Source organism: Brevibacillus sp. BD137 (genome assembly GCF_041644655.1).
Lineage (GTDB): Bacteria > Bacillota > Bacilli > Brevibacillales > Brevibacillaceae > Brevibacillus > Brevibacillus brevis_D.
In genome coordinates, this window is record NZ_JAOTNO010000014.1 from 44,499 (window position 1) to 69,696 (window position 25,198).

The following is a 25,198-nucleotide window of genomic DNA, read 5'->3' on the forward strand; positions in this document are numbered from 1 at the left end:
TGATAACGCTTATTTTTGAGTTACTTTGCCTTCTGCATCACGTTCCACTTTCATGTCTGTGATTGGCAGGAAGCCCAATTCTGTAACAGTTTTCTTTTGTACTTCGTCAGTCAGGATGAAGTCGAGGAATGCTTTTGCATCGCCAGTTGCTTCACCTTTGGTGTACATATGCTCGTACGCCCATACTGGATATTTGTTCGTTGTAATGTTTTCTGCGTTTGCTTCCATGCCATCCAATTTCAGAGCTTTTACAGTGTCATTGAAGTAGGACAGTGCCAAGTAACCAATTGCACCTGGTGTTTCTGCAATGATTTTGCGAACAGTACCGGAGGAATCCTCTGTGATACCTTCTGCTTCTTCTTTGCCATCCAAAGCGAATTTGCTGAATGTCGCGCGAGTTCCGGAAGATTTCGGACGGTTAACCAGCGTGATCTTCATATCATCGCCGCCAACTTCTTTCCAGTTCGTGATTTTTCCAGTGAAGATGTCGATCAATTGTTGCTTGGTCAAGTTGTCCACTTTTACTTTTGGGCTTACCGCTGCTGCCATTCCGACAACCGATACTTTGTGGTCTACCAGTTCGTTTGCTGGAATGCCTTTTTTCTCTTCTGCAAAAATATCGGAGTTACCAATCGTTGCTGCACCACTTGCTACTTGGCTCAAGCCTGTGCCGCTTCCTCCGCCTTGTACTTGGATTTGTGCGCCTGCATTTTTTGCCATAAAGTCTTTGGCCGCTTGCTCGACCAGAGGTTGTAAAGCGGTAGAACCCACTGCTGTGACAGGTTCACCGGAAGTTTTTGTTGTCGAACCAGAGTTGCTTTGCTCCTGGGCTGGTTTTTGCGCCGGTGCTGGTGTCTGTGTCTGCGCAGTGTTGCCGCTTCCGCACCCCGCGAGTAATGCCCCTACACATGTCAGCGCAATAAACATTTTGCTGAGTTTTTTCATTGGATGAAAATCCTCCTTAAAAGGTTCGGTTTGTTTTTTTCTCTCTTACAAGTACAAACTATACAGCGGGAATGTTGTCGTATTATGTTGTGAATGTAAAGCTTTCTTAAAGATCCCAGGATTCCTGTTGTAAAACGGCGCAAACATGGGAATAATGTCCCTATTCTTTTGGTGGGGGTGTCCATGTGGAACGTTTGGCCTTGCTTTTTGTGATCATCGGAGCCCTGAACTGGGGGTTAATCGGGTTATTTCAATTCGATTTAGTCGCAAGCTTGTTTGGTGGAGCGGAGTCTATCGTAAGTCGAATCGTGTATACGTTGGTAGGCTTGTTTGGGGTGTATGCCATCAAGTTTCTATTCACGGATCGGGAAGAAACGCCAACATCATAAACACTGTGTCCGGCTGTTGAGGAGAGGAGGAAACAGGAGAAAACGCTCAGCTTCTTGTCCCACCCGCTGAGGGATTCACTGCCCGCCTCCATGCAAAAAGCGAAACCGCGTCCAAAGTAGTTCTTTCAGGATGTTTTTCAGAGGTGGACGCTTAAGAACGTGTTTCGCTTTTTTCATTCCGCCTCAGTCGGTGTACCAAAGATCTTCGCTTTTTTCTCCTGTTTCCTCTACGAGCTTTCCATGCTATTCGAGATTTTCAAAGCCTTAAAAGAATGAAGAATGTAATCAGTCACGACAGAGAAGAATATTTCCAGACGTAGCGACTTGTGGAGTCCTACCGAGCGGAGATGCGATTAGCGGGCAAAAGAAACGCAACGTGCCCATGCGACGAAGCGGCTACCACTTTTGCGTTTCCCCGCTAATCGCTTCGGAGCGGGCAGTCTCAGCCCCCAGCAGGACGTAGCCTGGAGCCTAGACTGGAAATATTCTTCTCTCCACGACAGCCACGTTATTATAAAAAAAAGCGGCACATCCCGATGAACAGGGTGTGCCGTCTTTATGGTGATGATTAATTGTCTCGTTTCAGTGGCTCGGAGAGATCTACGTGCCCCATCAGCGTTTCTACTTTCTTGCCATCCTCCAAGAAGACAATCTCCTTTACTTCCGAGAATTGAAAGAAGGTATTCTTCAACGCATCCAAAGCCATTGTCTCGCCACTTGAACCCATGTTGAACTTATTTTTGCTATCTGCATCAATCGTCAGGGTGCCTTTATCGATTGTAATGGAATGGTACTTAAAGTCTCTCCACAGTGGAACGTGCACGTCTGGCTTTACAGGCGTCTCCAGCAGGGCAAGTGTCTTTTTGTACTTCTCGATATCTTCTGCAAACGTGATCTCTTGCTCTTCTTTTTGCAGCTCCATCACATTATTATCCGAATAGTAAACGGTGACCATTTGCTTTTTCAGAGTCGGCTCTGTTGTCGATGGATCAGTGTTTGAACCAGATGGCTGTTCTACTGGTGTGGTTGGCTGTGGTGTTTCTGTCGCGTTTTGCCCACATCCGGCCAAAAGCAGCATCACTAACGCTGCCATCCAGATCACTCGACTTTTTTTCATCGTGTAAAGCCCCCTTACTGATAAGACTCGTAGTATTCACGAATAGCCGCAACAATGGCTTTCGCGATTTTATCTTGGAATGCCGGATTCGTTAGCTGCTCGTTCTCCTGTGGATTGGAGAGGAAGCCAGTTTCGGTCAATACAGCAGGCATTTTCGTGTTTTTGATCACATAAAAGCCGCTCTTCTTGAAGCCTCGATCCGGGAACTGCGTTGCCCCACGCAAATATTTATGTACCAATTGGGCAAAGTCTTTACTGTTTTCATTATAATAGAAAGTTTCTGTTCCTGCAGCCGTCGGTTTCTCGAATGCGTTGGCGTGAATAGACAAGAACAAGTCGGCATCTAACTCATTGGCAACAGCGACACGCTCTGACAGTTCATAAAACACATCCGTCGTGCGGACAGGAACGACTTGAAACTCTGGGTATTGCTTCAGCAAAGCCACAATCTTATTGGAGACAGCCAAGTTGTAATCTTTTTCATTGTTGCCAGCGGAGCCCTTCGTACCAGGGTCTTTTCCTCCATGACCGGCATCAACGACGATCAGGTAGCCTGTTTTCTTCGGTTTTGGCACCAATTTTACTTCGATACCATCTTTCGTGTAAGCCAGCTCATACGTGCTCTTTTGGTTCAGCTCAATAACGACGCGAACTGTGTCAGGAGACGCACTGTATTGGCTGTAACGCAGGTTAGTGATGAGAGGCTCTTCTGTTGCTTGTTCTGCCTGATTCAGTCCGTCAGAATCTGAATCTGTGCCTTGGTCTTCATCAGCAGCGGAGGCCGTTTCCTCGGATTCGCCTACGCTATCATTTTTCTCGTCTTGACGCTTCAGATCATCGATTAAATCATCATCCAATGCGGTTTGTGGGAGATCCAAGACGATCCGGTGTGGTCCTGTCATCACAAAGGACTGCGGAATGACAGGTATGGTCGTTTCAATACGAACACGGTCGCCGTTCTCAGATACACCTTTCAAAATATTGAGGCGATCGATCTCAACCTGACTATTTTTCTTGTCCCACGTAAATGACCCTCCAAGCTCGTCCTCCAATTGACGTAATGGGAGGACCAACTGATCATCAATCGTCATCCCGCGCTCAGGTCTTTTCCACGTAAAGCCTTTTTGTCCCACTTGCTCAGCTACGGCCTGTGCGGACGCGTACATTGTGTCTTCCACTTGATACAGCTTGATCGGCTGGGTTGGTACCTTGCCATTCAGTTTGACCTGCGGTGTTTCGTTCGCAATGACAGTACGCTTGCTGTTGTCCCACCCGACTGTAACACCAAGTGACTCCCCGACAAAACGCAGTGGCAGCAGCATACGCTTTTGTGAAATAACAGGCGGCGTATCGAGTTTCATTTGTTTGCCGTTCAACACTGCTGTACGGGAGTCAAGTGTAAGGGAGAGCTGCTGTGTGCCTTTGGTAATGACAGCTGTTCGAGTAGCCTCATTCCAATCCACATTTGCACCTAGCCCTTCGGCGATGACACGAACGGGTACCAACGTGCGCCCATTCTTGATGACTGGCGGCACTTCAGCATTTACTGCTTGTCCACCAATCACGAGATTGACAGCTTCCTCTGAGGCACTGCTTGCTGCAACCGCCCAACCGGGGATTAGCAGCAGGACCAGCAATGCAAAAAGCAGAGGGTAAAATCGTCTCTTCATCCTGACCTCCTCCGTGATGTCTGTATTCTTCGTTATGTGGCGTCAGCCAATGTGCAACGTTCACCATTCTATTAGACGCTGGATGATCTGTAAAGTTTATAGTCTTTTGGTACCAAAATGAAAAGACCGCCTCCGCAAGCCCCGCGAGACAGTCTTTGTAACTGAGCATTTGTTACCGAAAAAATCCCCTTCTCTCTTGCCTACTTACTTGTTGAACCGGTTTTTTTATCATGTTCAAGCCCCCATTAGCAAGAAATTGCTGGATCAGCGATATCACAGCTGGATTCGATAGTACCTTAATGGAGTCGGCTACCTTGGGGTTTTTCAATTGGGGAATAGCGTCGCCTAGATGCGGTAAAAGCGGCAGTAAATCTTCGATAGAAATGGCAGGCTTTTGTGGTGGGGGTACAGCTTCCACTTGGGCGGTATTCCGTCGTCCTCCAAACAGCAGACTTCGCCGTTCTCCTGTACCTTTTGGAGGTGCCTGTTTGAGACGCCCCAGTGTATTTTTCATATCCTGTAGCTCCTGGCGCACCTGACTCATTTCTTTCATCATTTGGGCATTGTTTGCATGCTGCGCATCCGCAAGTTTGTTGATCGATTCTAGCAAAGGGTTCTTGGGGACAGCCTGCTTCTTTTTCGCTTTCATTTTCTCAACGATAATCCCACCTCCCTCCTCACTCTCCCCCCTTATCTAAAACGTTTTTTTATATTTTCCAAATCCTTTGCAGTGACACCTTTTTTCGAAAGCTTATTCAACAAACTTCCGACATTTTCTGTTTTCTGCATCTGACGAAACTGCGCAGCATAACTGTTAACCTCTTGCTCGGTCAATTTTTTCCCTGACTTTCTGGCCATTTCACGAATGACTTCCTTGATTCCCGCATCTGTCCTCAGCTTTTCCTTAGGAATGGATTTCACAATGTTGAGCAAAGACCCAATATCCATCAGTATCCCCCCTAATTGCAGTTAGTTCCTTTTTACTCTATGTAGCCAAGGACGTAATGGATTGGTCATTTGTCCATGAGACAGAAAAAAAGAAGAGGGCACGAAAATAGCCCTCTTCTCCTGCATTTTTATTTTTTGGTAAGATCCGCATATTTGAAATCAATATCACCCAGTCCATCGATTACGACATCCTTCAGATTCTCGTTTTGCACCCAAGAGTTCACGTAGAAGTAGATTGGCATAATTGGCATTTCATCCATCAGGATTTGCTCAGCCTCCATGAGAATTGCTTTGCGCTTCTCTGGGTCTTGCTCCAGAGCGGATTGGTTCAGGAGCTCCTTGTACTTTGGATTTTCCCAACGTGTATCGTTGTTTCCGCCGTCTTTTTCCTGAAACATTTCCAAGAAGTTGATGGGATCATTGAAGTCACCCAGCCAGCCTCCACGAGCGATTTGATAATTACCTTGGTGTACGTCATCTAAGTATACTTTCCACTCTGAATTTTTGAGCTTGATATCTACACCGAGGTTTTTCTTCCATTGAGCCTGTATTTCTTTTGCGATCTTTTTATGACCTTCGGATGTGTTGTAGCTGAGTGTAATTGGAGGGAGTTTGGAGATACCCTCTTCCTTCATACCTTCTACCAGTAATTTCTTTGCAACTTCAAGATCATTGTCTTTGAAGTAACCGTCTTTGTTCAACGCCATGCTCGGTGGTACATAGCCTGTTGCCGGTACTTGACCTGCTTGCAGGACATCGGCAGTGATACTTTCACGATTAATTGCATAGGCGAACGCCTTACGAATTTTTGCGTTGGTAAACGGTGCTTGCTCTGTATTGAAACGATAAAAGTAGGCACCGGCGATTGGCTGTGTCTTCAGGATGCCAGCTTCCCTCAAAACTGGAAGTGCGTCCATTGGCAGCCCGGACGTTGGAGCACCCGCCCAATCCAGCTCGTCGTTATCAAACAAGGACAATTCGGTATTCTCATCCTCTATCATGGAGAATTCGATCTTATCCAATTTTACATTGGCTTTATCCCAATACTTCTCGTTCTTTACGACAGTCAGCTTGCTCTTGTGTTCCCATGTTTCCATTTTGAATGGCCCGTTGCCAACAACCGTCTTTGCCTCGTCAGCCCATTTTCTGTTGCCTTCGACTACCTTCTTGTTCACCGGGAAGTATGTTTTGAAAGCAACCAGCTCCGGGAAAAATGGTGTCGGGTTTGTCAGTTCCACTTCCAGCGTCTTATCGTCAATTGCCTTAACACCAACGTCTCCCGCTTTACCGATCCCTTTGTTGAAGTCTTCAGCACCTGTCACATAATACAACTGGTAGGCGTAGTTGGAAGCTGTCTTTGGATCGAGCACGCGTTTCCAAGCATATTCGAAATCATATGCCGTTACTGGGTCGCCGTTGCTCCATTTTGCTTCACGAATCTTGAATGTATAAGTCTTCCCATCCTTAGAAACGGTATAGCTCTCTGCCGCGGCTGGGTGTACCTCTCCGTCTTTTCCGAGACGTGTTAGACCTTCGAATATAGCCGTGATGATCGTACCAGAGGTAGTATCCTCCGCAATTCCTGGGTCTGCTGTAGGTGGCTCCGATTGCAGATTCATCCTTAAAACCTTCGGCTCAGCCGCTTGGACAGCGCCTTCGTACCCTGTCATCATTCCGCCCAAAACGAGAGCCGAACTCAATACCATAAAAACACTCTTCTTCATCATATACCCTCCAATAACCCCTGATAGAATCTTCCAAAAATAGTATACAATAAAAAGTAAAAATTTGGATGTTAAATAGATAAAAAAAGAAGAAAGGTGAGTATAGCACCTCTCTTCTTTTAATTGCACAGCTATTATTTCTTTTCTACGAAATCTGCGTATTTGTAGTCTACAGCACCCAGACCATCGATGATAACATCTTGTACTCTGTCGTCCTTAACCCAAGATTGCGTATAGAAGTAGATTGGCATAATCGGCATTTCATCCATCAGGATTTGTTCAGCCTGAGCCAGGATTGCTTTACGTTTTTCTGGGTCTTGCTCCAGAGCGGATTGGTTCAGGAGTTCTTTGTACTTCGGATTTTCCCAACGAGTATCGTTGTTTCCGCCGTCTTTTTCCTTGAACATTTCCAGGAAGTTGATTGGATCGTTGAAGTCACCCAACCAGCCTGCACGAGCCACTTGGTATTTACCTTGGTGTACATCATCCAGGTATACTTTCCACTCTTTGTTCTCGAGCTTCACGTCTACGCCGAGGTTTTTCTTCCATTGGTCTTGGATTGCCTCAGCAATCTTTTTGTGACCTTCGGAAGTGTTGAAGGAAAGAGTAAGTGCCGGGAATTTGGTGAGGCCCTCTTCTTTCATACCTTCCTCAAGCATTTTCTTCGCTGCTTCGAGGTCGTTATCCTTGTAGAAGCCGTCTTTGGTCAGCGCCATGCTTGGTGGTACATAGCCTGTTGCAGGCAATTGACCAGCTTGCAGGATGTTGTCGATCAGGCTTTGACGATCGATTGCGTACGTAAAAGCTTTACGGATTTTTGCATTGTTAAACGGTGGTTTTTCTGTGTTGAAACGGTAGAAGTAAGTACCCGCGATTGGCTGTGTTGTCATTTTGCCGGAATCTTTCAAAGCCGGAATCGCGTCAGTTGGTAGTGCAGAAGTTGGAGATCCCGCCCAGTGCAGTTCACCGTTTTCAAACATGGACAGCTCTGTATTCTCATCCTCTACCATGGAGAATTCGATTTTGTCCAATTTTACGTTGTCTTTATCCCAGTAGTTATCGTTTTTGGAAACGACGAGCTTGCTCTTGTGCTCCCAAGAATCCATTTTGAATGGACCGTTACCAACAACTGTTTTCGCATCGGTAGCCCATTTCTCGTTGCCATCCACTACTTTTGGATTAACTGGGAAGTATGTTTTGAATGCAACCAGCTCCAGGAAGAAAGGAGTTGGGTTCGCCAATTCTACTTCGAGTGTTTTATCGTCAATTGCTTTTACGCCAACTTCTTCTACTTTACCTTTGCCCTTGTTGTAGGCTTCTGCGCCCTTCACATAGTACAGTTGGTATGCATAGTTGGAAGCTGTTTTTGGATTAAGAGCGCGTTTCCAAGCATATTCGAAATCTTTTGCGGATACTGGATCGCCATTGCTCCATTTGTTATCACGAATTTTGAATGTATATTTTTTACCGTCTTCAGAAACAGTGTAGCTCTCTGCTGCTGCCGGATTGTATTTACCGTCTTTACCAACGCGAGTCAGACCTTCGAAGGTAGCAGTGATGATGGTGCTGGAAGTTGTATCTTCCGCGATACCTGGGTCAGCTGTTGGTGGCTCGGAGTGCAGGTTCAGTTTCAGTACTTTAGAGCCAGCTGGTGCAGAATTTTCTGTCTTTGCTCCGGAAGCGTTGTTATCTGCCGGTGCCGCCTGGTTTCCGCCACCGCATCCTGCGAGTGCCGCGCCAAGAACGAGGATAGAACTCATTGCCACGAAAACATTCTTTTTCATACAAGTAATCCCCCTTTTCTAAATCTTTTATCAATATACATGGTTTTATATATTTTTTAAATATGTTTTAGAATGATTTAATAAATTTTTATTTATTTATAAAGAGAATTAATGAATTATAAAACAAATTGATCAGTAAATAAAATTTCCAAAACATCCCTCTTTCGATATTTCTAATAAAAACCGCATAAAATCAAGCTTTTTCAGAGTTGAGGATTCACCCCTCATTTATTTACATACTTTTTCGTTCACCCAATTTTATCTACATTCAGTAAAGTGGCAATAGTAATATAATTTATAATTTTATAATTCCTACTCTCACCTTTAATCCTCTGCTCCATTGTTCTCTCTTAAAATGGTTTACAAAAAAAAGAAGAGTGCCGTAGCACCCTTCTTTTATTACAACAAGCTATGCGCTTTTTCTTACTGAATGTCTGCCCATTTCCAGTCTGCGAAACCGAGACCGTCGAGTACTACACCTTTTACTTTGTCTTTTTTCACATAGGAATGTGTGTAGTAGTAGATTGGAGCTGCTGGCATTTCGTCCATGAAAATAGCTTCTGCTTGTGCCAGGATTTGTTTGCGTTTTTCTGGGTCCTTTTCCAGAGCAGATTGGTTCAGCAGCTCTTTGTACTTCGGATTTTCCCATTTCGTGTCGTTGTTGCCGCCATCTTTGTCCTTGAACAGGTCCAAGAACGTGTATGGATCGTTGTAGTCACCAGTCCAGCTGGAACGTGCGATTTGGAATTTACCTTGGTTCACATCTTCCAAGAATACTTTCCATTCTTTGTTCTCCAGCTTAATATCTACGCCGAGTGCTTTTTTCCATTGGTCTTGGATGGCTTCGGCAATTTTCTTGTGACCTTCAGACGTGTTGAAGGAAAGAGTCAGGGTAGGCATTTTGGTAATGCCTTCTTCTTTCATACCTTCTTCCAGCATCTTTTTCGCTGCTTCTACATCGCCGTCTTTGAAGTAAGGGCTTGTTGCCACTGCCATTGTTGGCGGGATCAGACCCATAGCTGGCTCTTGGTTTGCTTGCGTAATGTTGTCGATGATCGATTTACGATCGATAGCATAAGCAAACGCCTTACGGATTTTCGCGTTGTTGAACGGCGGAACTTCCGTATTGAATTTGTACAAGTACGTACCCGCGATCGGGCGTGTTTGCATTTGACCGGATTCTTTCAATGCAGGAATCGCATCGGTAGGAAGTGAGCTCAAAGGCGCTCCGGACCAATCCAAATCGTCATTGTCGAACATGGACAGCTCTGTATTTGCATCTTCAACCATGGAGAAGTTGAGCTTGTCGAGTTTTACAGCGTCTTTATCCCAGTAGGTATCGCTCTTCACGAGAACCAATTTGCTCTTATGTTCCCATGTTTCCATTTTGAATGGACCGTTACCCACGTGAGTTTTTGCTTCGCCTGCCCATTTATCGCTGCCTTCTACTACTTTTTGGTTAACTGGGTAGTACGTATAGAACGCAGTCAGCTCCAAGAAGAATGGTGTTGGGTTCTTCAAAGTCACGACGAGTGTTTTATCGTCTTTCGCTTTTACGCCAACATCATCAGCTTTTGCTTTACCCTTGTTGTATTCTTCTGCATTTTTCAGATAATACAATTGGTAGGAGTAGTTAGCTGCTGTCTTCGGATTGAGCGCTCGCTTCCAAGCGAATTCAAAATCCTTTGCAGTAACTGGCTCTCCATTGCTCCATTTGCTGTCACGCAGAGTGAATGTATAAGTAAGGCCATCTTCGGATACGTCAATTTTTTCTGCTACAGATGGATGTGGTTTGCCATCTTCGCCAATACGAGTGAGACCATCAAATGTTGCACGCAGAACCGCACTGGAAGTAGAATCCTCAGCCAATGCAGGGTCAGCAGTTGGTGGCTCGGACATCATGTTCATTCTCAATTCTTTAGGACCGCTTGTTTGCTCCTTAGAAGCACCGCCTTGCTCGCCTGCTTTCTCACCACCGCCGCCACAACCAGCCAGCGCCGCACTAAGAACCAGGATAGAACTCATTGCTGCAAAAACGCTTTTTTTCATGGTGTTGACCCCCTCTTTTTCTATCGGTAAAGATTCCTTGAAAGCTACTCCACAAATATACTGCATTTTTAGTAATATTGAAGACATTTTAAGTAAAATTAATTATGTTTTATTCAAACATCAAATTCTATTAAAGGAAATAAAATTGGTAGTTTCATCATGATGAAGTATGCCTCGTACATAAAAATTTATGCAGAAAGAAACAACCCCTCCAGCCAGAAGGCGAAGGGGTTCACTATGATTAAATTTGGGCTCGGCGATACTCGTTCGGCGCTACACCGACAATTGCTCGAAAATCTCGAATGAAGTGAGAGTGATCGTAGTAGCCTAGAGAGGTAGACAGGTCCAGCCAATCTCGGACCGTTCCTTGGTCAATCTGCTCCGCTGCTTCATGCAATCTGTATCGTTGGATGACCGACTTCGGGCTAACCCCTACATAACGATCAAACAAGCGCTGCATGGTCCTCATGTTCATACCGGTCAACTGTACGGCATCCTCTACCTTGAGTACGGATCGATCTGCCTGGATCATCCTGACGATTTCACTAATGCGCGCAACATTCGGGTCAGGCTTCGGCAAATGTTCGAATAGAAAGGCTTCTACTCTTTTCATCATTTGCTCATCATTTGGCAGGCTTAGCACTTCTTTCTCAAGCGGGTCAGTGGCAACACCAAACACGGCTTCCAGACTGGTAGAAGTGCCGCTCAGCTTTGATATCGGGGCATTTAGAAACGGATAAAAACCTCCGGGCCTGAATTTTACTCCGAACACCTGACCTTGTCCCTTTAAAAGATGCGAGGAAGTCGTGCGGGCTACACCAAAAATACCACTTGCTCCTTTTTCAAATACCAGATTCACATTGGGATGAGCCAGTACAGTTTGCAAGTAAGGTGGTTCCGTACGCAAATCCCAGCGGACGACCCAGTAATGCTGCACGAAGTAGCTGATTTCAGCAGATGGCTCGTATCTGACTAGCGAAAATTTCTTCTGTCCAATCATGGCATGCAGTACACCCTTTGGGAGCTTGGCAGTCTGTTTTTCCAAGATGCGCCTCCTGTCGTGTTTTTACAATACACGCTACCTATTTCTTCATATAGTAAGAGTAGTAGTTGGGAGACTTGATTACAATTCCCAAATGAAAAAATGAGGGGGTAAAACGATGGATCTTCGCTTCGATTTCTACATTGGTGCTACGCCAGAGCAGGTCTGGCATGCCCTTACTTCCGATGAAGGCGTAAAGAGTACTTTCTTTGGCTGTACGATTCGCTCAACTTTTCAAGTAGGCGATGAGATGGCTTACGTTGGTCCGGGAAAAGCTGGTGACGACACGGTGCATGTTTACGGGGAAATTTTGCAGTTCGAACCTCATCACATTTTCAGTTACACTGAACATCCTGGTCCTGCCTATTACGAGAATCATGCGGAATTGCAGACTCGCGTCACCATTACCTTAGAACCGGTTGGCGGCTGCACCAAGCTGACGCTGATTCAGGATCAATGGACAGAAAACCATCCCTCCCACGCAAGTGCCAGCAACAATTGGCCGATGATGCTCTCGTCGATCAAGACGTATGCGGAGACAGGCAAGACACTTGATTTTGGATTCTAATACAAAAGAATCCCGAGACCAGCAATTTCGTTGGCCTCGGGATTTTTTTCTATTCGTTACTCCGTCATTTCTGCCCACTTGAGGTCGATAAATCCGAGCCCATCTACTTGAACGCCTTTTACCTTGTCACTTTGCACCCACACATCCACATCCGTGAACAGCGGAATCAACGGCATGGCATCCATAAAGATTTGCTCAGCCTCTGCAAACAGCTGCTTGCGTTTCTCTGGATCAGTTTCTACCGATGACTGTTTCAGCAGCTCTTGATAGCGCGGATCTTCCCAGCCCGTGTCGTTGTTGCCTGTTTTGCCATCTCGGAACATTTCCAGGTAGTTCATCGGATCATTAAAGTCTGCATTCCAACCGATACGGCCCATCTCGTAATTGAGTTCATGCATATCCTGCAAATGAACGGCCGCTTCCTTTACCATGATCTTTATATCAATGCCCAGCTTTTGTTTCCATTGGTCCTGAATCGCTTCGGCAATTTTCTTATGTCTGTCGCTTGGATTGTAAGACAAGGTGATCGGAGGCAGCGTTGTCACGTTGAGCTCTTTCATGCCTTCTTCCAGCAGCTTTTTCGCTGTTTCTACATCATTATCCTTGAAGTATCCATCTTTTTTGATAATCATGGACTGCGGCAACATCCCCATCGTTGGCACCTGTCCGACTTGTGTGATGTTATCTACGATAGTTTGACGATCTACCGAGTATGCCAATGCTTTACGAATTTTCACATTGCTGAGCGGCCCTTTTGTCGTATTCATCTTGTACCAGTACATCGTCGCTTTTGGATGAACAACGAGTTTTCCCGCGTCTTTTAGTGACGGAATCGCATCGGTGGGAAGTCCGCCGAGTGGCTGGCCTGCCCAATCCAGCTCACCGTTCTCGAACATGGACAGCGCTGTATTATCGTCCTCGATCATCGCAAACTCAATGCGATCGAGCTTTACTACGTCTTTATCCCAGTAGTGCTCATTCTTTTCAAGCACGATTTTGCTCTTGTGCTCCCACGCTGTCATCTTAAATGGACCGTTGCTTACGTGTGTGGCCGCTTCATTTGCCCATTTGGGATTAGCCTCCACTACTTTTTGGTTAACTGGGTAGTACGTGTAGAAAGCCGTCAGCTCCAGGAAGTAAGGCGTTGGATTCTCCAGCGTGACTTCCAGTGTTTTGTCATCGATTGCCCTCGCACCGAGTTCGTCGGGGTTCGCCTTGCCTTCGTGAATCGGCTTCGCATTTTTGATGTAGTACAACTGATAGGCATACTCGGCACCAAAGGTCTTGCCAAGTGCACGCTTCCATGCATATACGAAGTCATGGGCAGTTACTGGGTCTCCATTGCTCCACTTCGAGTCGCGGAGCGTGAACGTATACACCAGTTTGTCATCTGAGAGCTTCACATCAGATGCTACTGAATTCACTGGCTTTGCGTTTGCATCGAAGCGCGTCAAGCCATCAAAAGTAGCACGAATGATCGCTCCCGAAGTGGCATCCTTCGCAAGACCAGGGTCCGCTGTCGAAGGCTCACTCATAATGTTCGCCCGAAATACCTGCGACTTTGCATTTGCAGACTTTTCAGCGTTTGCTGCATTTCCCTCTGCTGGAGGGGTTGTCGTCGATGGCGTACTCGTGGAGCATCCAGCTAACACGCTTCCGGCGACCAGCATCGCACCAAGAAACAACTTGAGATTTCGTTTCATCAGAAAATTCCCCCTTATCTGTATTTTTCTGTTCCAAACACAATATACGCGACCGGAATTGGGTTGAAAACGGGGTTAGTATAGATTTAATTTAATTTTATGAAAATTCACTATATTATAAACAAAAGTAAAACCCAACCAGCTTTTCGGCCAGTTGGGCTTTTGTTGATCGATCAATTATTTCTACATTAGAACGCTGGAATAATCGCGCCTTTGTATTCATCTTCAATGAACTTTTTCACTTCAGGTGAGTTCAGTTCTTTTGCCAGCTTTTGAATGGCTTCGGAATCCTTGTTGTCAGGACGAGCTACCAGGATGTTTGCGTATGGCGTATCTTTATCTTCAATAAACAGAGCGTCTTTGGTTGGAACAAGCTTTGCTTCCAGCGCATAGTTCGTGTTGATCAGCGCCATATCTACTTCTTCCAGAACGCGCGGCAGCATTGCTGCTTCTACTTCTTTGAATTTCAGGTTTTTCTTGTTCTCAACAACGTCTTTCACTGTGCCGCTGATGCCAGCGCCTTCTTTCAGCTTGATCACGCCGTTTTTCTCCAAGAGTGCGAGTGCGCGACCGCTGTTTGTCGGGTCGTTTGGCAGCGCGATTGTTGCGCCATCAGCTAATTCATCTACAGATTTTATTTTTTTGCTGTAAGCGCCGAATGGCTCGATGTGTACAGCCACCACTGGCACCAGATTCATGTTTTGTCCTTTATTGAAGTCTTCCAGGTAAGGCTTGTGCTGGAAGAAGTTTGCGTCGAGTTGTTTCTCGTTCACTTGAACGTTAGGTTGTACGTAATCAGTGAACTCTTGGACTTCCAAGTTCACGCCTTGTTCTTTCAGTTTTGGTTGAATGAACTTCAAGATTGCTGCATGTGGAACGGGAGAAGCGCCTACCTTCAATGTTACTTCCTGTTTTCCGCCTTGTGCGCCGCCTTCAGCCGGAGCAGGTGCTGTTTCGGTTTTGCCTCCGCAAGCTGCCAAAGAAAATGCCAACACAGTAGAAAGTACAGATACGACTAGCTTTTTCATGAATGATTTCCCCCTTGCATGTATTTCGTTTTATTTTTTGACAATCTATATGGAAAGATCCTATTTGCGGCTGAATTTCAGAACCAAACGGTCCCCCAGCGATTGTAAGATCTGTACCATCACCAGCAAAATAACAACAGTCACAACCATAACATCGGTTTGGAAACGCTGATAACCGTATCGGATCGCCAAGTCACCCAAACCACCACCGCCAATTACCCCAGACATTGCTGTGTAGGAGACCAGTGTTACCGTCGTGATCGTAATACCCGCGATCAGACCGGATCTAGACTCTGGCAAAAGGACATTCCAGACGATCTGCCAATTGGAAGCACCCATAGATTGTGCGGCCTCAATCACGCCCTTATCAATCTCACGCAGAGAGGTTTCCACCAAACGTGCGAAAAACGGAGCGGCACCAAATACGAGCGGCGGAATGGCACCCAGTACGCCGAGTGAAGTCCCTACGATCATTTTCGTCACTGGAATCAGCAAGATCATCAGAATAATAAATGGTACCGAGCGCAATACGTTGACAACGAATGATGCAATCGTATAAAAAGTGCGGTTTTGCAAAAGCTGTCCGCGAGAAGTCAAAAACAGAATGATGCCCAACGGCAAACCAATCAGGACGGTAAACAGAGTGGAGAAGCCAAGCATCGTGAGCGTGTCCATCGTACCTTCGCCGATTTCAGCCCAATCCACATTTTCGAATGTCCAGTCCATTTATATCACCTCTACTTCCAAGCCACGTTGGCGCAGCGTCTCGATGGTCTTTTGATTCTGTGCGACATCGCCTTCCAGCTCGATCACTAACTGACCATACGGCGTATCTTTCATGCGAGAAATCGTTCCCTGCAAAATACTGAACACCGTACCAGTCTCTTGCATGGTTTGGAACAGGATCGGCTGGTATGTTTTTTCTCCGAGGAAGGTGACACGAGCAATCGTGCGGTTCCCCGAGGCCTTTTCGTGCTCGACCGCTTCGCGCAGCTCTGTAGAATCGGCTACTTGCTCCACGAATTCTTGTGTCGTTGGATGCTTTGGACGAAGGAATACATCCAGTACGTTACCCGACTCGACGATCTTTCCTCCATCAATCACGCCGACACGATCACAAATGGAGCGAATGACGTGCATCTCGTGGGTAATCAACACAATGGTCAAGCCCAGCTTGCGGTTAATGTCCAGGAGCAGTGCCAGAATGGAGTTCGTCGTCTGCGGATCGAGAGCTGATGTCGCTTCGTCGCAGAGCAGCACTTTTGGATCATTCGCGAGCGCACGGGCGATCCCGACACGCTGCTTCTGTCCGCCAGACAGCTGGGAAGGATATTTGTCCTTATGAGCCTCCAAGCCAACCAGCTTCAGCAGCTCGTTTACTTTCTTATCAATCTCTGCCTTCGAACGCTTTGCCAGCTTGAGCGGAAAAGCAACATTTTCGCCGACCGTCGAAGAAGACAGCAAGTTGAAATGCTGAAAAATCATGCCGATTGCTCGGCGCTTTTCTTGCAGCTTCCCTTCATCTAGCTTCGTCAAATCGACGCCGTCCACAATAACTTCCCCCGAAGTTGGGCGCTCCAGCAAATTGATGCACCGGATCAACGTACTTTTCCCTGCACCAGAGTGTCCGATAATCCCGTATATTTCGCCTTGCTCTATGGAAAGGTCGATCCCCGTTAACGCTGGGATGGTTTTACCTTGTACTTGATAGCTTTTATGCAATTGACACAGTTGGATCAACGCATCCACCTCCCGACCATAATCTTGATAAAAATATAAAAACCCCTTTTTCATAAACGAAAAAGGGGCTGCAACGCAATTGTATACGTTCGCATCCACCCTTCTCATCTACACAAGATCCAAAAATCCTGTAGGAATTGGCACCGCGACGTTCATTCGAAAATGAACCGGCTGCCGGGCTTCATAGGGCCTGTCCCTCCGCCTCTCTTGATAAGAAAGATATCTACGTATATTATGTTCGTTTGTTCTATTTCTTGATGATACAAAACGGATTATATCCTTTTTGAAAATATCACGTCAATAGTAATAGCAGGAAAAAGTTTTTTAATCCATGACGCCGTTGCGGATGATGGTTGACTTTATGTGGAAGCGAAATGTCGCATCTTTGAACATCTTTCTCCATTCGGCCTGCTTCATATTTGCCTTCCCTCTTCTATTTGAACGATACACGATCCCGAAACCAGCTGGATCGACATTGAGGTCCTGTAATTTGTGTACTACTTTCTGCAGTTCTTTTCCGAGCTCTTCTTCCAGTGCATGTTCCATGATTTTCATCAACCTTGCATTCTCTAGCTTTAACGGGAGGGTTAATTCCAAAATCCGCGCATTTAATCGGATGTGAATATCAAAGATCGGGGGAGATACTTGGGTCAGCTCGATTTTTGAATGGCTGGAAATCGTATCAAAGACAAGCTGCACACGGTCTTTTTTACTTCCGCGACTCTTGGGTACCTCGCCAAAAATATGTGCAGGAACAGAAGTATCGTAGCTTCCAATGCGGAATTTTCCATGCATGAGCTTGATTAAAAAGGCTTCCTTGGGTGTGATCCACCCTACATAACGCTCCCCTCGAAATAATGCGACACCCTTGATTTGCAGCTCATTTCCCTTTCTTGCAATGTACGGCATGATCGGGTCGATTCCTTTGTCATAATAAGCTCGAAAAAACTCATGCATGGTGGAAGAAGGAATTTTTTCCCCTTCAATATTTTGCTCAATCATACGGTATAAATAGATTCCGATATTCCCTTCTTCCGAATAGGGATACGTTAACATATCATATGTTTCGCCTTCAAATAGGCAAAGATAAACCCTGCTGGAAATAGATGAATCCCGATACAACGTGTCAACGATACTGCCAAGCCCACGTCTTGCCAAGTTTTCACTGTAGATTGCGACACGAATCTGCCCACCCAATACTCTTTTATCTGATTGTAAATTAACCCGATCGCGGATTGATTTGCTGGTCTCCCCCGTTGCTGAGAAAATCTGTATTTTTTGTTTTGCCTCTGGATTAATGGAGGGCATGATTGCAGTCCCACGAATGTTTCCATCCTTTGACAAGTCATAGCCGACAGCTGTGGCAAGTCCAGTTTCATCAAAAATCTGCCGATCTCCACAGCCTGTGACCACCATGACGCCAGAACAACACAACGCCAAAAAACGTTTGATGAAGGGCATTCTCCTTTTTCGATCATCAAGCATCAGGCACTCTCTCCTTTGCTCTTCGATTTTGCCCGTTGCGTTCGCTGTTTCAGCAAAACCATCATGTACAAAAAATAGGGGTACAGATATACAACCCATATGCTAATTTTCCCATGCACTGTATAAAGCCAATTCATCTGCTGTCTGGAAAGCATCGTCAAGGAAGCAAGATAAATCACCGGCAAAATCCAATGCAATGAACTTCGCAAGTTGAAGCCAAACAAGCGCTTGAGTCCTCGCGCCGAGCACCACAAATACAGCATGATATTCGGCAAGATGACGATAAGCCACAACGAGATAACGACTAGCTCAAATCTTTCCAGAATGGGGAGGTACACCATCTTTTGCAGATTGAGTGTGGCCCAAATCGTCCTCATGAGCTGACCTTGGCTAAAAAAGACCAAGGTTACAATCATGAGAATTAAATAGATAATGTAAGTCACCAGCACCGCCAACTGTGCACTTTTATTTACCTTGTCCTTATTCTGTACATAGGGATAGACCACGTAGAGAACCTCAAAACCGACACTGGTCAAGGACATAGCCAGCATTCCTCTGAAAAGGTTCTCAAAGCTGGTATCCATGATCGGAAACAAATATTCCCACCGCGCAAATTGCAAAGGGAAATATATATCAAAGACTAGCCATAGCGTTGCAATTATGGAAAAAAACGTATAGCCCGCTATGACTCTTATCCCCCCCACAATGGTGTAGTACGCAAGAAAAAGAATGATTCCAGACAAAATCCACGTAGGTAAATTCGGGAACACCCAGGTTTGGACAACCTCAATGTAGCTGCGAAGAATGATTCCAGCTGTCATTATAAAAAAGGTTATATATATGATGCTGACAGCAGTTCCTAGCCACCTTCCAAACACATCATCTTGAATGCCGTAAATATCGGCCGAAGGGTATTTTTGCATGGTCTTGATAATGATCCACAATGTTAGATGAGTAACCAAGCCTGCAAGTACGACCGAAATCCAAGCATCATGCCCTGCTTCCCTCGCAACGATTCGTTGAAAGCCCAAGATGCCCACCCCAATTTGAGTAGCATGCACCAGCACCCCTGCAAGAAATGCCGTTATCGTATTGTCCTTACTTACATCGATGTTGATCTTCATGGCCGCCTCGCTTACTCGTCAATGTCTTTCTTCTCTTTGGCTCTATCCCTGTCAAAGCGCGATATTCGTTTTGGGTTAAAAAACTTGAGGCGTTCCGAAAGAGAGGATAAGGGAGCGCGTATAAAGCCATCCTTCCAATCTGAAAATCGCACGGGATAAATCGGGTACATATACGGACGCCCCAAGCTGGTCTGGCGAAGCAAGTGACTGGCCAAATAACTAAATCCGACCACAATGCCTAATGCACCCAGCAAACCCGCCAGAAAAATCATCGGAAAACGAACCACCCGGATCGTAGAACCGATCATATAGCTAGGCGCGATAAAGGATGACAAAGCCCCGAGTGCAACAATAATAATCAAGATATTGCTGGTGAATCCGGCCTGAACGATAGCTTGTCCGATAACAATACCGCCCACAATACCAATCGTCTGACCGACCTTGGTCGGCAGTCTCGCTCCCGCTTCCCGCAAAAGCTCAATGATCAGCTCCATCAAGAGGGCCTCCCACAACGGCGGGAACGGTACCCGAGAGCGTGATTGCGCGAGCGAAAGCAAGAGGTCAGCTGGAACCATCTCGTAATGATAGGTCAAGGCTGCTACATAGATCGGCGTGAGGATCAGGGACAAAATCATGGCAAAGATGCGCATGAGCCTGTTGAAGGTAGCAAGACTCCAACGCAAGTAATAGTCATCTGGCGACTGAAAAAATTGCAACAGGGTGGTAGGCCCGAGCAGAGCAAATGGGCTCCCCTCCACGAGTATGGCAATCTGCCCTTGTCGTAAACCGTGTATAGCACGGTCTGGACGCTCTGTTTGCTGAAGAGTAGGAAATAATGATTTCTCATTGTCCGCGATATGCTGAGCCAGTATGGTGGAATCCAGACTGGTGTCTAATTCCAGATCATTAATCCGTTGACGTACCGTATTCACATTTTCCTCATCGGCCGTCCCACTCAAATACAGCATCGACACATTCATCGGTATGGTTTTCCCCACACTCAATCGTTCATGGAACAGTCTTGGGGTAGACATATATTTGCGAATGATACAGATGTTCACATTCAACTCTTCTACAAAGGCGATCTGTGGACCGAGTACAACTGTTTCGATTTCCGGCGCTTGAATGTTTCTGCCAACTGTGCCATCACTGGGGAACGCCAAGCCATAGGACGATTCCTCTACTTGAATAACAATATGGCCGCTGAGTAAACGCTCAATGGCTTCCCCATCATCGAAGACTCGGTTGCTGCTAGACACTCCTAGATGCTGAGCAATCACTGCAATTTCGCTTTCTTCCAAACAAATCTCACGCAGCTTCGGGATGAGCTCGCTGTAAACAACCTTGGCATCTGCCATGGTCGATAAATAGAAAAGTCGCACGCGGCCTTCAGGTTCATCGATATGTTCAGTGACCAAGTCGCTTGTATGTGTAAACCAATTACGTGCACTCTCCCGATCCATCTACACTGTCACCTCAGCACTTAGAAAATCATGGTTAGTCTTTCCTAAAAAATACAAAAAAAACAGCACGCTTAGTTTTGCGTGCTGCTTTTCTTTTCTCCCACAGGTTGATCTGATGCTTCGGTAGGAGGTGCGATTTTTTCTTGGATAAACGACTGAACCTGATCGACATCCGGAACCAGAACTGAACCTGCGCGGTGCGATTCACGGAACATCCCCATTGGCGGCAACTGATAGTTACCTGGCTCTAGCGTGTTCAATTTTAATCCGAGTGAAGACAGCTTCAGCATGTCCACCGAGCTAATATTGGTTTGAACATACGGTGTTACTTCCTTCAAAATGGTAGGAAGCTGCATCAGCGTCGTACCATTTTTCATCTGATCCACGACTGCCGTCATTAATTTCCGCTGACGCTCCGTCCGTGTGTAATCAGAGGTCGCATCATGGCGGAAACGAACATATTGCAAAGCTTTGTCTCCATCCAGCTTTTGCAGACCTTTTTTCAGATTAATATCGTAGACACCTTTGTCTGTCGGGTCATGATAATACATGTTTTTTTCTACATCGATTTGGACTCCACCTACTGCATCAATCAAAGCCTTGAAGCCTTCAAAGTCAGTAATGACGTAACGATCTACTGGAAGTCCAGTGAACTGACTAACCGTTTCCATTGCCAGCTCAGGTCCACCTTCTACAATCGCAGAGTTGATCCGCGAGCTACCTCTACCGGGAATATCTACATACGTATCACGCAGGATTGAAAACATGTCATAACGTTTCCCCGTAGGATCGATGCTGACCAGCATCATGGAGTCAGAACGAGGCAGCCCGTTATTTTTCATCCCTCTGCGGTCTACTCCCATCAGCAGGATATTGACACGTTCCTTACCATCCCACTCTGGTATTTCCGCTGCTTTGGTGGAATTCCCACCACTAGGCGGTGCGATGTTAGGCTCTTGAATATTTTGAGCAAATTGATAAAAAGAGTATCCGTAATATCCAGCTGTCGTAGCTATCACGACAAGCAAAAGAAGCAACACTCGTTTCCATATTTTCATAAAGTCCACCTTTATTCTCTCTATCCTCAGTTGATGTCATCTCTCCACTTTGATTAGTATACTCGAATTTGCGGAAAGTGGAGCAGCCTTTATTTGGGTACCTGTGACATTGTAAACATTTCATTTTACAAAGTTTAGAATATTCGCTATACTATTCTTATCCTTACTGATAAGGGGTGCATTCGCGTGATATCACCGTCAGTTTTCTTCAATCGCTATCCACGTGAGGCCATTTTCTTCCTCATCGCCAGCTTTATTAACTCCTCTGGGAGTGCTTTTATGTGGCCACTTACTACCTTATACGTACATACCATTTTGCAACGCTCGATGACGGAAGCCGGATTCGTCTTGATGATCCAATCTCTCGCTGGCATCTTCGGCCAATTCATCGGAGGATCGTTGTTTCATCGACTAGGTGCCAAGCGTCTTATTGTCGGCGCATTGATTATTCAAGGACTTATTCAATTTTCCATTCCTTTCGTTCAGAGTTGGCCTGCCTACCTGATTCTCATGATGGGGCTTGGCTTTACCTTCAACCTGTCGTTTCCAGCGATTCAGGCATTTATTGGTTTCCGCTGGAAGGAACAGCGTCGCGAATTATTTAACATCGTCTACGTCGGCAATAATTTGGGGATGGCAATCGGAACCGCGTTGGCTGGCGTCATTGCCACTTTATCCTTCCAGCTCACTTTTTGGTTCAACAGCACGAGCACCTTATTGTTTGCCTTGTTCTTCTTCCTTTTTATGAAGAATATATCCCATCAGGAGCTAATCGGAGAAAACCTGGAAGAACAGCAAAAGCATCGCGTGAAAAACAACTTTACCCTGTTATTCCGCTACCAATTGTACTTGTTTATGGCATTGGGCGCAGCATTGATTTTCTTTTCCAATACGGTATGGAATACAGGCGTTGCTCCTTATATTACCGAACAAGGCATGCCGCTGTCTTCGTATAGCTGGCTGTGGACCATCAACGGGATTATCATTTTTGCCGGGCAGCCTATCACGTCTTGGATCAAGCGGCTGTTGAATCAGAACTTGTCTGCTCAACTCGTCGTCAGTGCCATCGCGTATGCTGTCGGTTTTGGGTGTATGCTTGTCTACCACGGTAGTTATTACGCATTTGTTGTCGGAATGGTTATCACTACATTTGGAGAAATGCTCATCTCGCCGACTATCCCTACTTTTATATCGGAAAAAACCGGAGAGAATGCACCCTTTTATTTGGGGGTCGTAGGGGCGATTACAACTGGTGGAAGGCTCTTGGGGCCGTTGGCTATGGGGTTCATGTATGACCATGGTGGTATTCATCCAACTCTGTTCTTGGCAACGCTTGTCTCTGCGGGTTCGGTCCTGCTCTGTCTGTTACACGCTTATTTTCATCGGGAAAATCGAGCAGAGGTTGCTAAATACTGATTTCAATTGCAAAGAAGCCGCCCGATCCTTTTACAGGACGAGCGGCTTTTTGGTTGAACTCAATCTGTCGAGGGCATTCTCGACAGCTAATAAAACAATGACAACGATATTCAGTTGGTTCTTTTTCTCACGGATGAGCAGGTAAGCGACTTTCCGTTGTCTTGCGGACCAAGGCCGATGATGTACGGTACCGCCACACGGCTCCATTCTACCGGATTTGGTGCGGTGTCCACATCTTCTGGCGAGCATGAACGGAGCATGGCAGTATCGATACTGCCTCCTGGATCAAGCGTCACGGCGGCCATTCCCTCAGGTAATTCGGCTGCCAATGATTGCGTCAATCCTTCGATGGCGAACTTCGAAGCGCAGTACGGCGATAAAAACGCTTCCCCGTGTCTTCCCCAGTACGAGCTGATATTGACGACGACTCCTCCATTTGCGCGCTGAACCATATACGGTAAAAAGGAGCGAATCACATAGAAAACGCCATTCACATTGATGTCCATCACTCTCGAAAACTCATTTGCCTCAAGACCAATGACTGGACTGTTCCGGTTGATAATAGAAGCATTGTTAATCAACAGATCGGGAACGCCCACCTCGGCTCTGACTTCCTCTGCCCACTTTTCCACTTGCTCCATGACCGAAACGTCGACGACAGAAAAATGATGCTGTTCTCCGAATTGCTGACGCAGTCTTAGCACCTCTTTTTCCGAACGACCGCAGCCTGCAACTGTCCAGCCTGCTTCGTGAAAACGCTCGACCATTTCCCTGCCCAAACCACGTGTCACGCCTGTAATCACTACCAGCTTGTTCATTTTCTCTCCCCTTATTATTATACTTATTAAACATTTTAGTATAATAACAAAAGGAAATCAATGCCAAGAGATTTGAGTTTGGGCTGTAGTGGTGGGGAGGAAACAGGAGAAAACGCTCAGATTCTAGGTCCACCCACTGGGGGATTGACTGCCCGACTCCATGCAAAAAGCGAAACCGCGTCCAAAGTGGTCCTTTCAGGATGTGCTTTCAGAGGTGGACGCTTAAGGGCGTGTTTCGCTTTTTGCATTGCGTCTCGGTCGATGTCCCTAAGATCTTCGCTTTTTTCTCCTGTTTCCTCTACGAGCTTTCCCTGTTGATCGGTTTTTAAATACCTTAAAAGAATGTAAAGATGCCATCAGTAACGACAGAGAAGAATATTTCCAGGCGTAGCGACTTGTGGAGTCCTACCGAGCGGAGAAGGGATTCGCGGGCAAAAGAAACGCAACCGTGCCCATACGGCGTAGCGGCTACCACTTTTGCGTTTCCCCGTGAATCCCTTCGGAGCGGACAGCCTTAACCCTCGATGGACGGAGCCTGGAGCCTAGACTGGAAATATTCTTCTCTTCACTACAGCCCCGTTTCAAGTCTGTAAAAAAAAGACGCCCGTTACCGGGCGCCTCGTGATGTTTCGGACTTCCTTATTTGTAAGTGTCGTAAGCGTTGGTCAACAAGCCAGCGATTGTTGCCAGTTCGTTGTTCTCGATTTGATGACGCTCGATCATGGTCATGATTTTGCCGTCTTTCATGATCGCGAAGGATGGGGAAGACGGTGCATATCCTTCGAAATACTCACGAGCTTTTGCTGTCGCTTCCTTGTCTTGACCTGCGAATACCGTGAAGATGTTATCCGGCTTTGTAGCGTGATTCAAGGAATGTACAACTGCTGGACGAGCGAGTCCTGCTGCGCAGCCACAAACCGAGTTCACGACAACAAGTGTCAGGCCTTTTGCATTTGGCAGTGCTTGCTCTACTTCTTCAGCAGTGCGAAGCTCTTGAAAACCGTTGCGAGTCAACTCATCGCGCATCGGTTGAATTACTTGGCTCATATATGCTTCATAAGACATCATTGGGCAACCTCTCCTTTGTATCACGTATTCAACTTACTTATTATTATACCCCGACTGCG

The 25,198-nt window shown here is 46.1% G+C and carries 22 protein-coding genes and 1 riboswitch; of the genes, 3 read left to right on the plus strand and 19 right to left on the minus strand.

Annotated elements, in window-relative coordinates; genetic code table 11:
• Positions 1 to 9 precede the first annotated feature (9 nt).
• Entirely contained in the window at positions 10 to 945 is a 936-nt protein-coding gene (locus tag ODZ53_RS23975; protein ID WP_372680569.1) for a phosphate ABC transporter substrate-binding protein, read from the minus strand.
• Positions 946 to 1,130: 185 nt separating this feature from the next.
• Here ODZ53_RS23975 and ODZ53_RS23980 point away from each other — a divergent pair, with 185 nt between their 5' ends.
• The gene (locus ODZ53_RS23980; RefSeq protein ID WP_016740804.1) at positions 1,131 to 1,334 is read left to right on the plus strand and encodes a DUF378 domain-containing protein; all 204 of its coding nucleotides are present in this window, start codon (positions 1,131 to 1,133) and stop codon (positions 1,332 to 1,334) included.
• A gap of 568 nt (positions 1,335 to 1,902) precedes the next feature.
• On the opposite strand, the gene ODZ53_RS23985 is transcribed toward ODZ53_RS23980, so the two are convergent.
• The 8 genes from ODZ53_RS23985 to ODZ53_RS24020 all read right to left on the minus strand — a co-directional run bounded on the left by ODZ53_RS23985 (position 1,903) and on the right by ODZ53_RS24020 (position 11,671).
• Positions 1,903 to 2,451 (minus strand): GerMN domain-containing protein, encoded by a 549-nt coding sequence (locus tag ODZ53_RS23985; protein ID WP_012684219.1) that lies wholly within the window; start codon positions 2,449 to 2,451, stop codon positions 1,903 to 1,905.
• 14 nt (positions 2,452 to 2,465) lie between these two features.
• A complete protein-coding gene (locus ODZ53_RS23990; protein WP_372680571.1) occupies positions 2,466 to 4,121 on the minus strand; it encodes an N-acetylmuramoyl-L-alanine amidase family protein in 1,656 nt (551 codons plus the stop codon).
• A 172-nt stretch (positions 4,122 to 4,293) separates the two neighbouring features.
• Positions 4,294 to 4,770: a hypothetical protein gene (locus ODZ53_RS23995; protein WP_050763813.1), complete on the minus strand. Its 477-nt coding sequence runs from the start codon at positions 4,768 to 4,770 to the stop codon at positions 4,294 to 4,296.
• Positions 4,771 to 4,811: 41 nt separating this feature from the next.
• Positions 4,812 to 5,069 (minus strand): hypothetical protein, encoded by a 258-nt coding sequence (locus ODZ53_RS24000; protein ID WP_007721136.1) that lies wholly within the window; start codon positions 5,067 to 5,069, stop codon positions 4,812 to 4,814.
• 128 nt (positions 5,070 to 5,197) lie between these two features.
• The gene (locus tag ODZ53_RS24005) at positions 5,198 to 6,793 is read right to left on the minus strand and encodes a peptide ABC transporter substrate-binding protein (protein WP_372680573.1); all 1,596 of its coding nucleotides are present in this window, start codon (positions 6,791 to 6,793) and stop codon (positions 5,198 to 5,200) included.
• A 134-nt stretch (positions 6,794 to 6,927) separates the two neighbouring features.
• The gene (locus ODZ53_RS24010) at positions 6,928 to 8,577 is read right to left on the minus strand and encodes a peptide ABC transporter substrate-binding protein (RefSeq protein WP_372680575.1); all 1,650 of its coding nucleotides are present in this window, start codon (positions 8,575 to 8,577) and stop codon (positions 6,928 to 6,930) included.
• Positions 8,578 to 9,000: 423 nt separating this feature from the next.
• The gene (locus ODZ53_RS24015; RefSeq protein ID WP_372680577.1) at positions 9,001 to 10,626 is read right to left on the minus strand and encodes a peptide ABC transporter substrate-binding protein; all 1,626 of its coding nucleotides are present in this window, start codon (positions 10,624 to 10,626) and stop codon (positions 9,001 to 9,003) included.
• 241 nt (positions 10,627 to 10,867) lie between these two features.
• Positions 10,868 to 11,671, minus strand: coding sequence for a DUF6597 domain-containing transcriptional factor (locus tag ODZ53_RS24020; RefSeq protein WP_372680579.1), 804 nt, complete (start codon positions 11,669 to 11,671; stop codon positions 10,868 to 10,870).
• A 115-nt stretch (positions 11,672 to 11,786) separates the two neighbouring features.
• Here ODZ53_RS24020 and ODZ53_RS24025 point away from each other — a divergent pair, with 115 nt between their 5' ends.
• Entirely contained in the window at positions 11,787 to 12,236 is a 450-nt protein-coding gene (locus ODZ53_RS24025; protein ID WP_172142774.1) for an SRPBCC family protein, read from the plus strand.
• Between the two features lie 56 nt (positions 12,237 to 12,292).
• Here ODZ53_RS24025 and ODZ53_RS24030 read toward each other — a convergent pair whose 3' ends face one another.
• The 8 genes from ODZ53_RS24030 to ODZ53_RS24065 form a co-directional block, all read right to left on the minus strand.
• Positions 12,293 to 13,939, minus strand: a complete 1,647-nt coding sequence (locus ODZ53_RS24030; RefSeq protein ID WP_372680581.1) for a peptide ABC transporter substrate-binding protein — start codon at positions 13,937 to 13,939, stop codon at positions 12,293 to 12,295.
• A gap of 188 nt (positions 13,940 to 14,127) precedes the next feature.
• Positions 14,128 to 14,967, minus strand: a complete 840-nt coding sequence (locus ODZ53_RS24035) for a MetQ/NlpA family ABC transporter substrate-binding protein (protein ID WP_142498488.1) — start codon at positions 14,965 to 14,967, stop codon at positions 14,128 to 14,130.
• Between the two features lie 60 nt (positions 14,968 to 15,027).
• A complete protein-coding gene (locus tag ODZ53_RS24040) occupies positions 15,028 to 15,693 on the minus strand; it encodes a methionine ABC transporter permease (RefSeq protein WP_012684209.1) in 666 nt (221 codons plus the stop codon).
• Entirely contained in the window at positions 15,694 to 16,707 is a 1,014-nt protein-coding gene (locus ODZ53_RS24045) for a methionine ABC transporter ATP-binding protein (protein WP_372680584.1), read from the minus strand.
• A gap of 101 nt (positions 16,708 to 16,808) precedes the next feature.
• A riboswitch (SAM riboswitch) is annotated at positions 16,809 to 16,924 on the minus strand.
• A 107-nt stretch (positions 16,925 to 17,031) separates the two neighbouring features.
• Positions 17,032 to 18,192 (minus strand): Ger(x)C family spore germination protein, encoded by a 1,161-nt coding sequence (locus ODZ53_RS24050; RefSeq protein ID WP_372680586.1) that lies wholly within the window; start codon positions 18,190 to 18,192, stop codon positions 17,032 to 17,034.
• Positions 18,192 to 19,316 (minus strand): GerAB/ArcD/ProY family transporter, encoded by a 1,125-nt coding sequence (locus ODZ53_RS24055; RefSeq protein WP_372680588.1) that lies wholly within the window; start codon positions 19,314 to 19,316, stop codon positions 18,192 to 18,194. Before ODZ53_RS24055 ends, ODZ53_RS24050 begins: the two co-directional genes overlap by 1 nt.
• Before the next feature lie 11 nt (positions 19,317 to 19,327).
• Positions 19,328 to 20,779: a spore germination protein gene (locus ODZ53_RS24060; protein WP_199928198.1), complete on the minus strand. Its 1,452-nt coding sequence runs from the start codon at positions 20,777 to 20,779 to the stop codon at positions 19,328 to 19,330.
• A 71-nt stretch (positions 20,780 to 20,850) separates the two neighbouring features.
• Positions 20,851 to 21,837 (minus strand): LCP family protein, encoded by a 987-nt coding sequence (locus tag ODZ53_RS24065; RefSeq protein WP_199928199.1) that lies wholly within the window; start codon positions 21,835 to 21,837, stop codon positions 20,851 to 20,853.
• 186 nt (positions 21,838 to 22,023) lie between these two features.
• Between ODZ53_RS24065 and ODZ53_RS24070 the strand changes: the two genes are divergently transcribed.
• Positions 22,024 to 23,253, plus strand: coding sequence for an MFS transporter (locus tag ODZ53_RS24070; RefSeq protein WP_372680590.1), 1,230 nt, complete (start codon positions 22,024 to 22,026; stop codon positions 23,251 to 23,253).
• Positions 23,254 to 23,363: 110 nt separating this feature from the next.
• On the opposite strand, the gene ODZ53_RS24075 is transcribed toward ODZ53_RS24070, so the two are convergent.
• Both ODZ53_RS24075 and ODZ53_RS24080 read right to left on the minus strand, forming a co-directional pair.
• Positions 23,364 to 24,071 carry an SDR family oxidoreductase gene (locus ODZ53_RS24075; protein WP_372680592.1) on the minus strand — a complete coding sequence of 236 codons (708 nt, stop codon included), beginning with the start codon at positions 24,069 to 24,071 and terminating at the stop codon, positions 23,364 to 23,366.
• A gap of 639 nt (positions 24,072 to 24,710) precedes the next feature.
• Positions 24,711 to 25,139 (minus strand): BrxA/BrxB family bacilliredoxin, encoded by a 429-nt coding sequence (locus ODZ53_RS24080; RefSeq protein ID WP_012684201.1) that lies wholly within the window; start codon positions 25,137 to 25,139, stop codon positions 24,711 to 24,713.
• Positions 25,140 to 25,198: the final 59 nt, after the last annotated feature.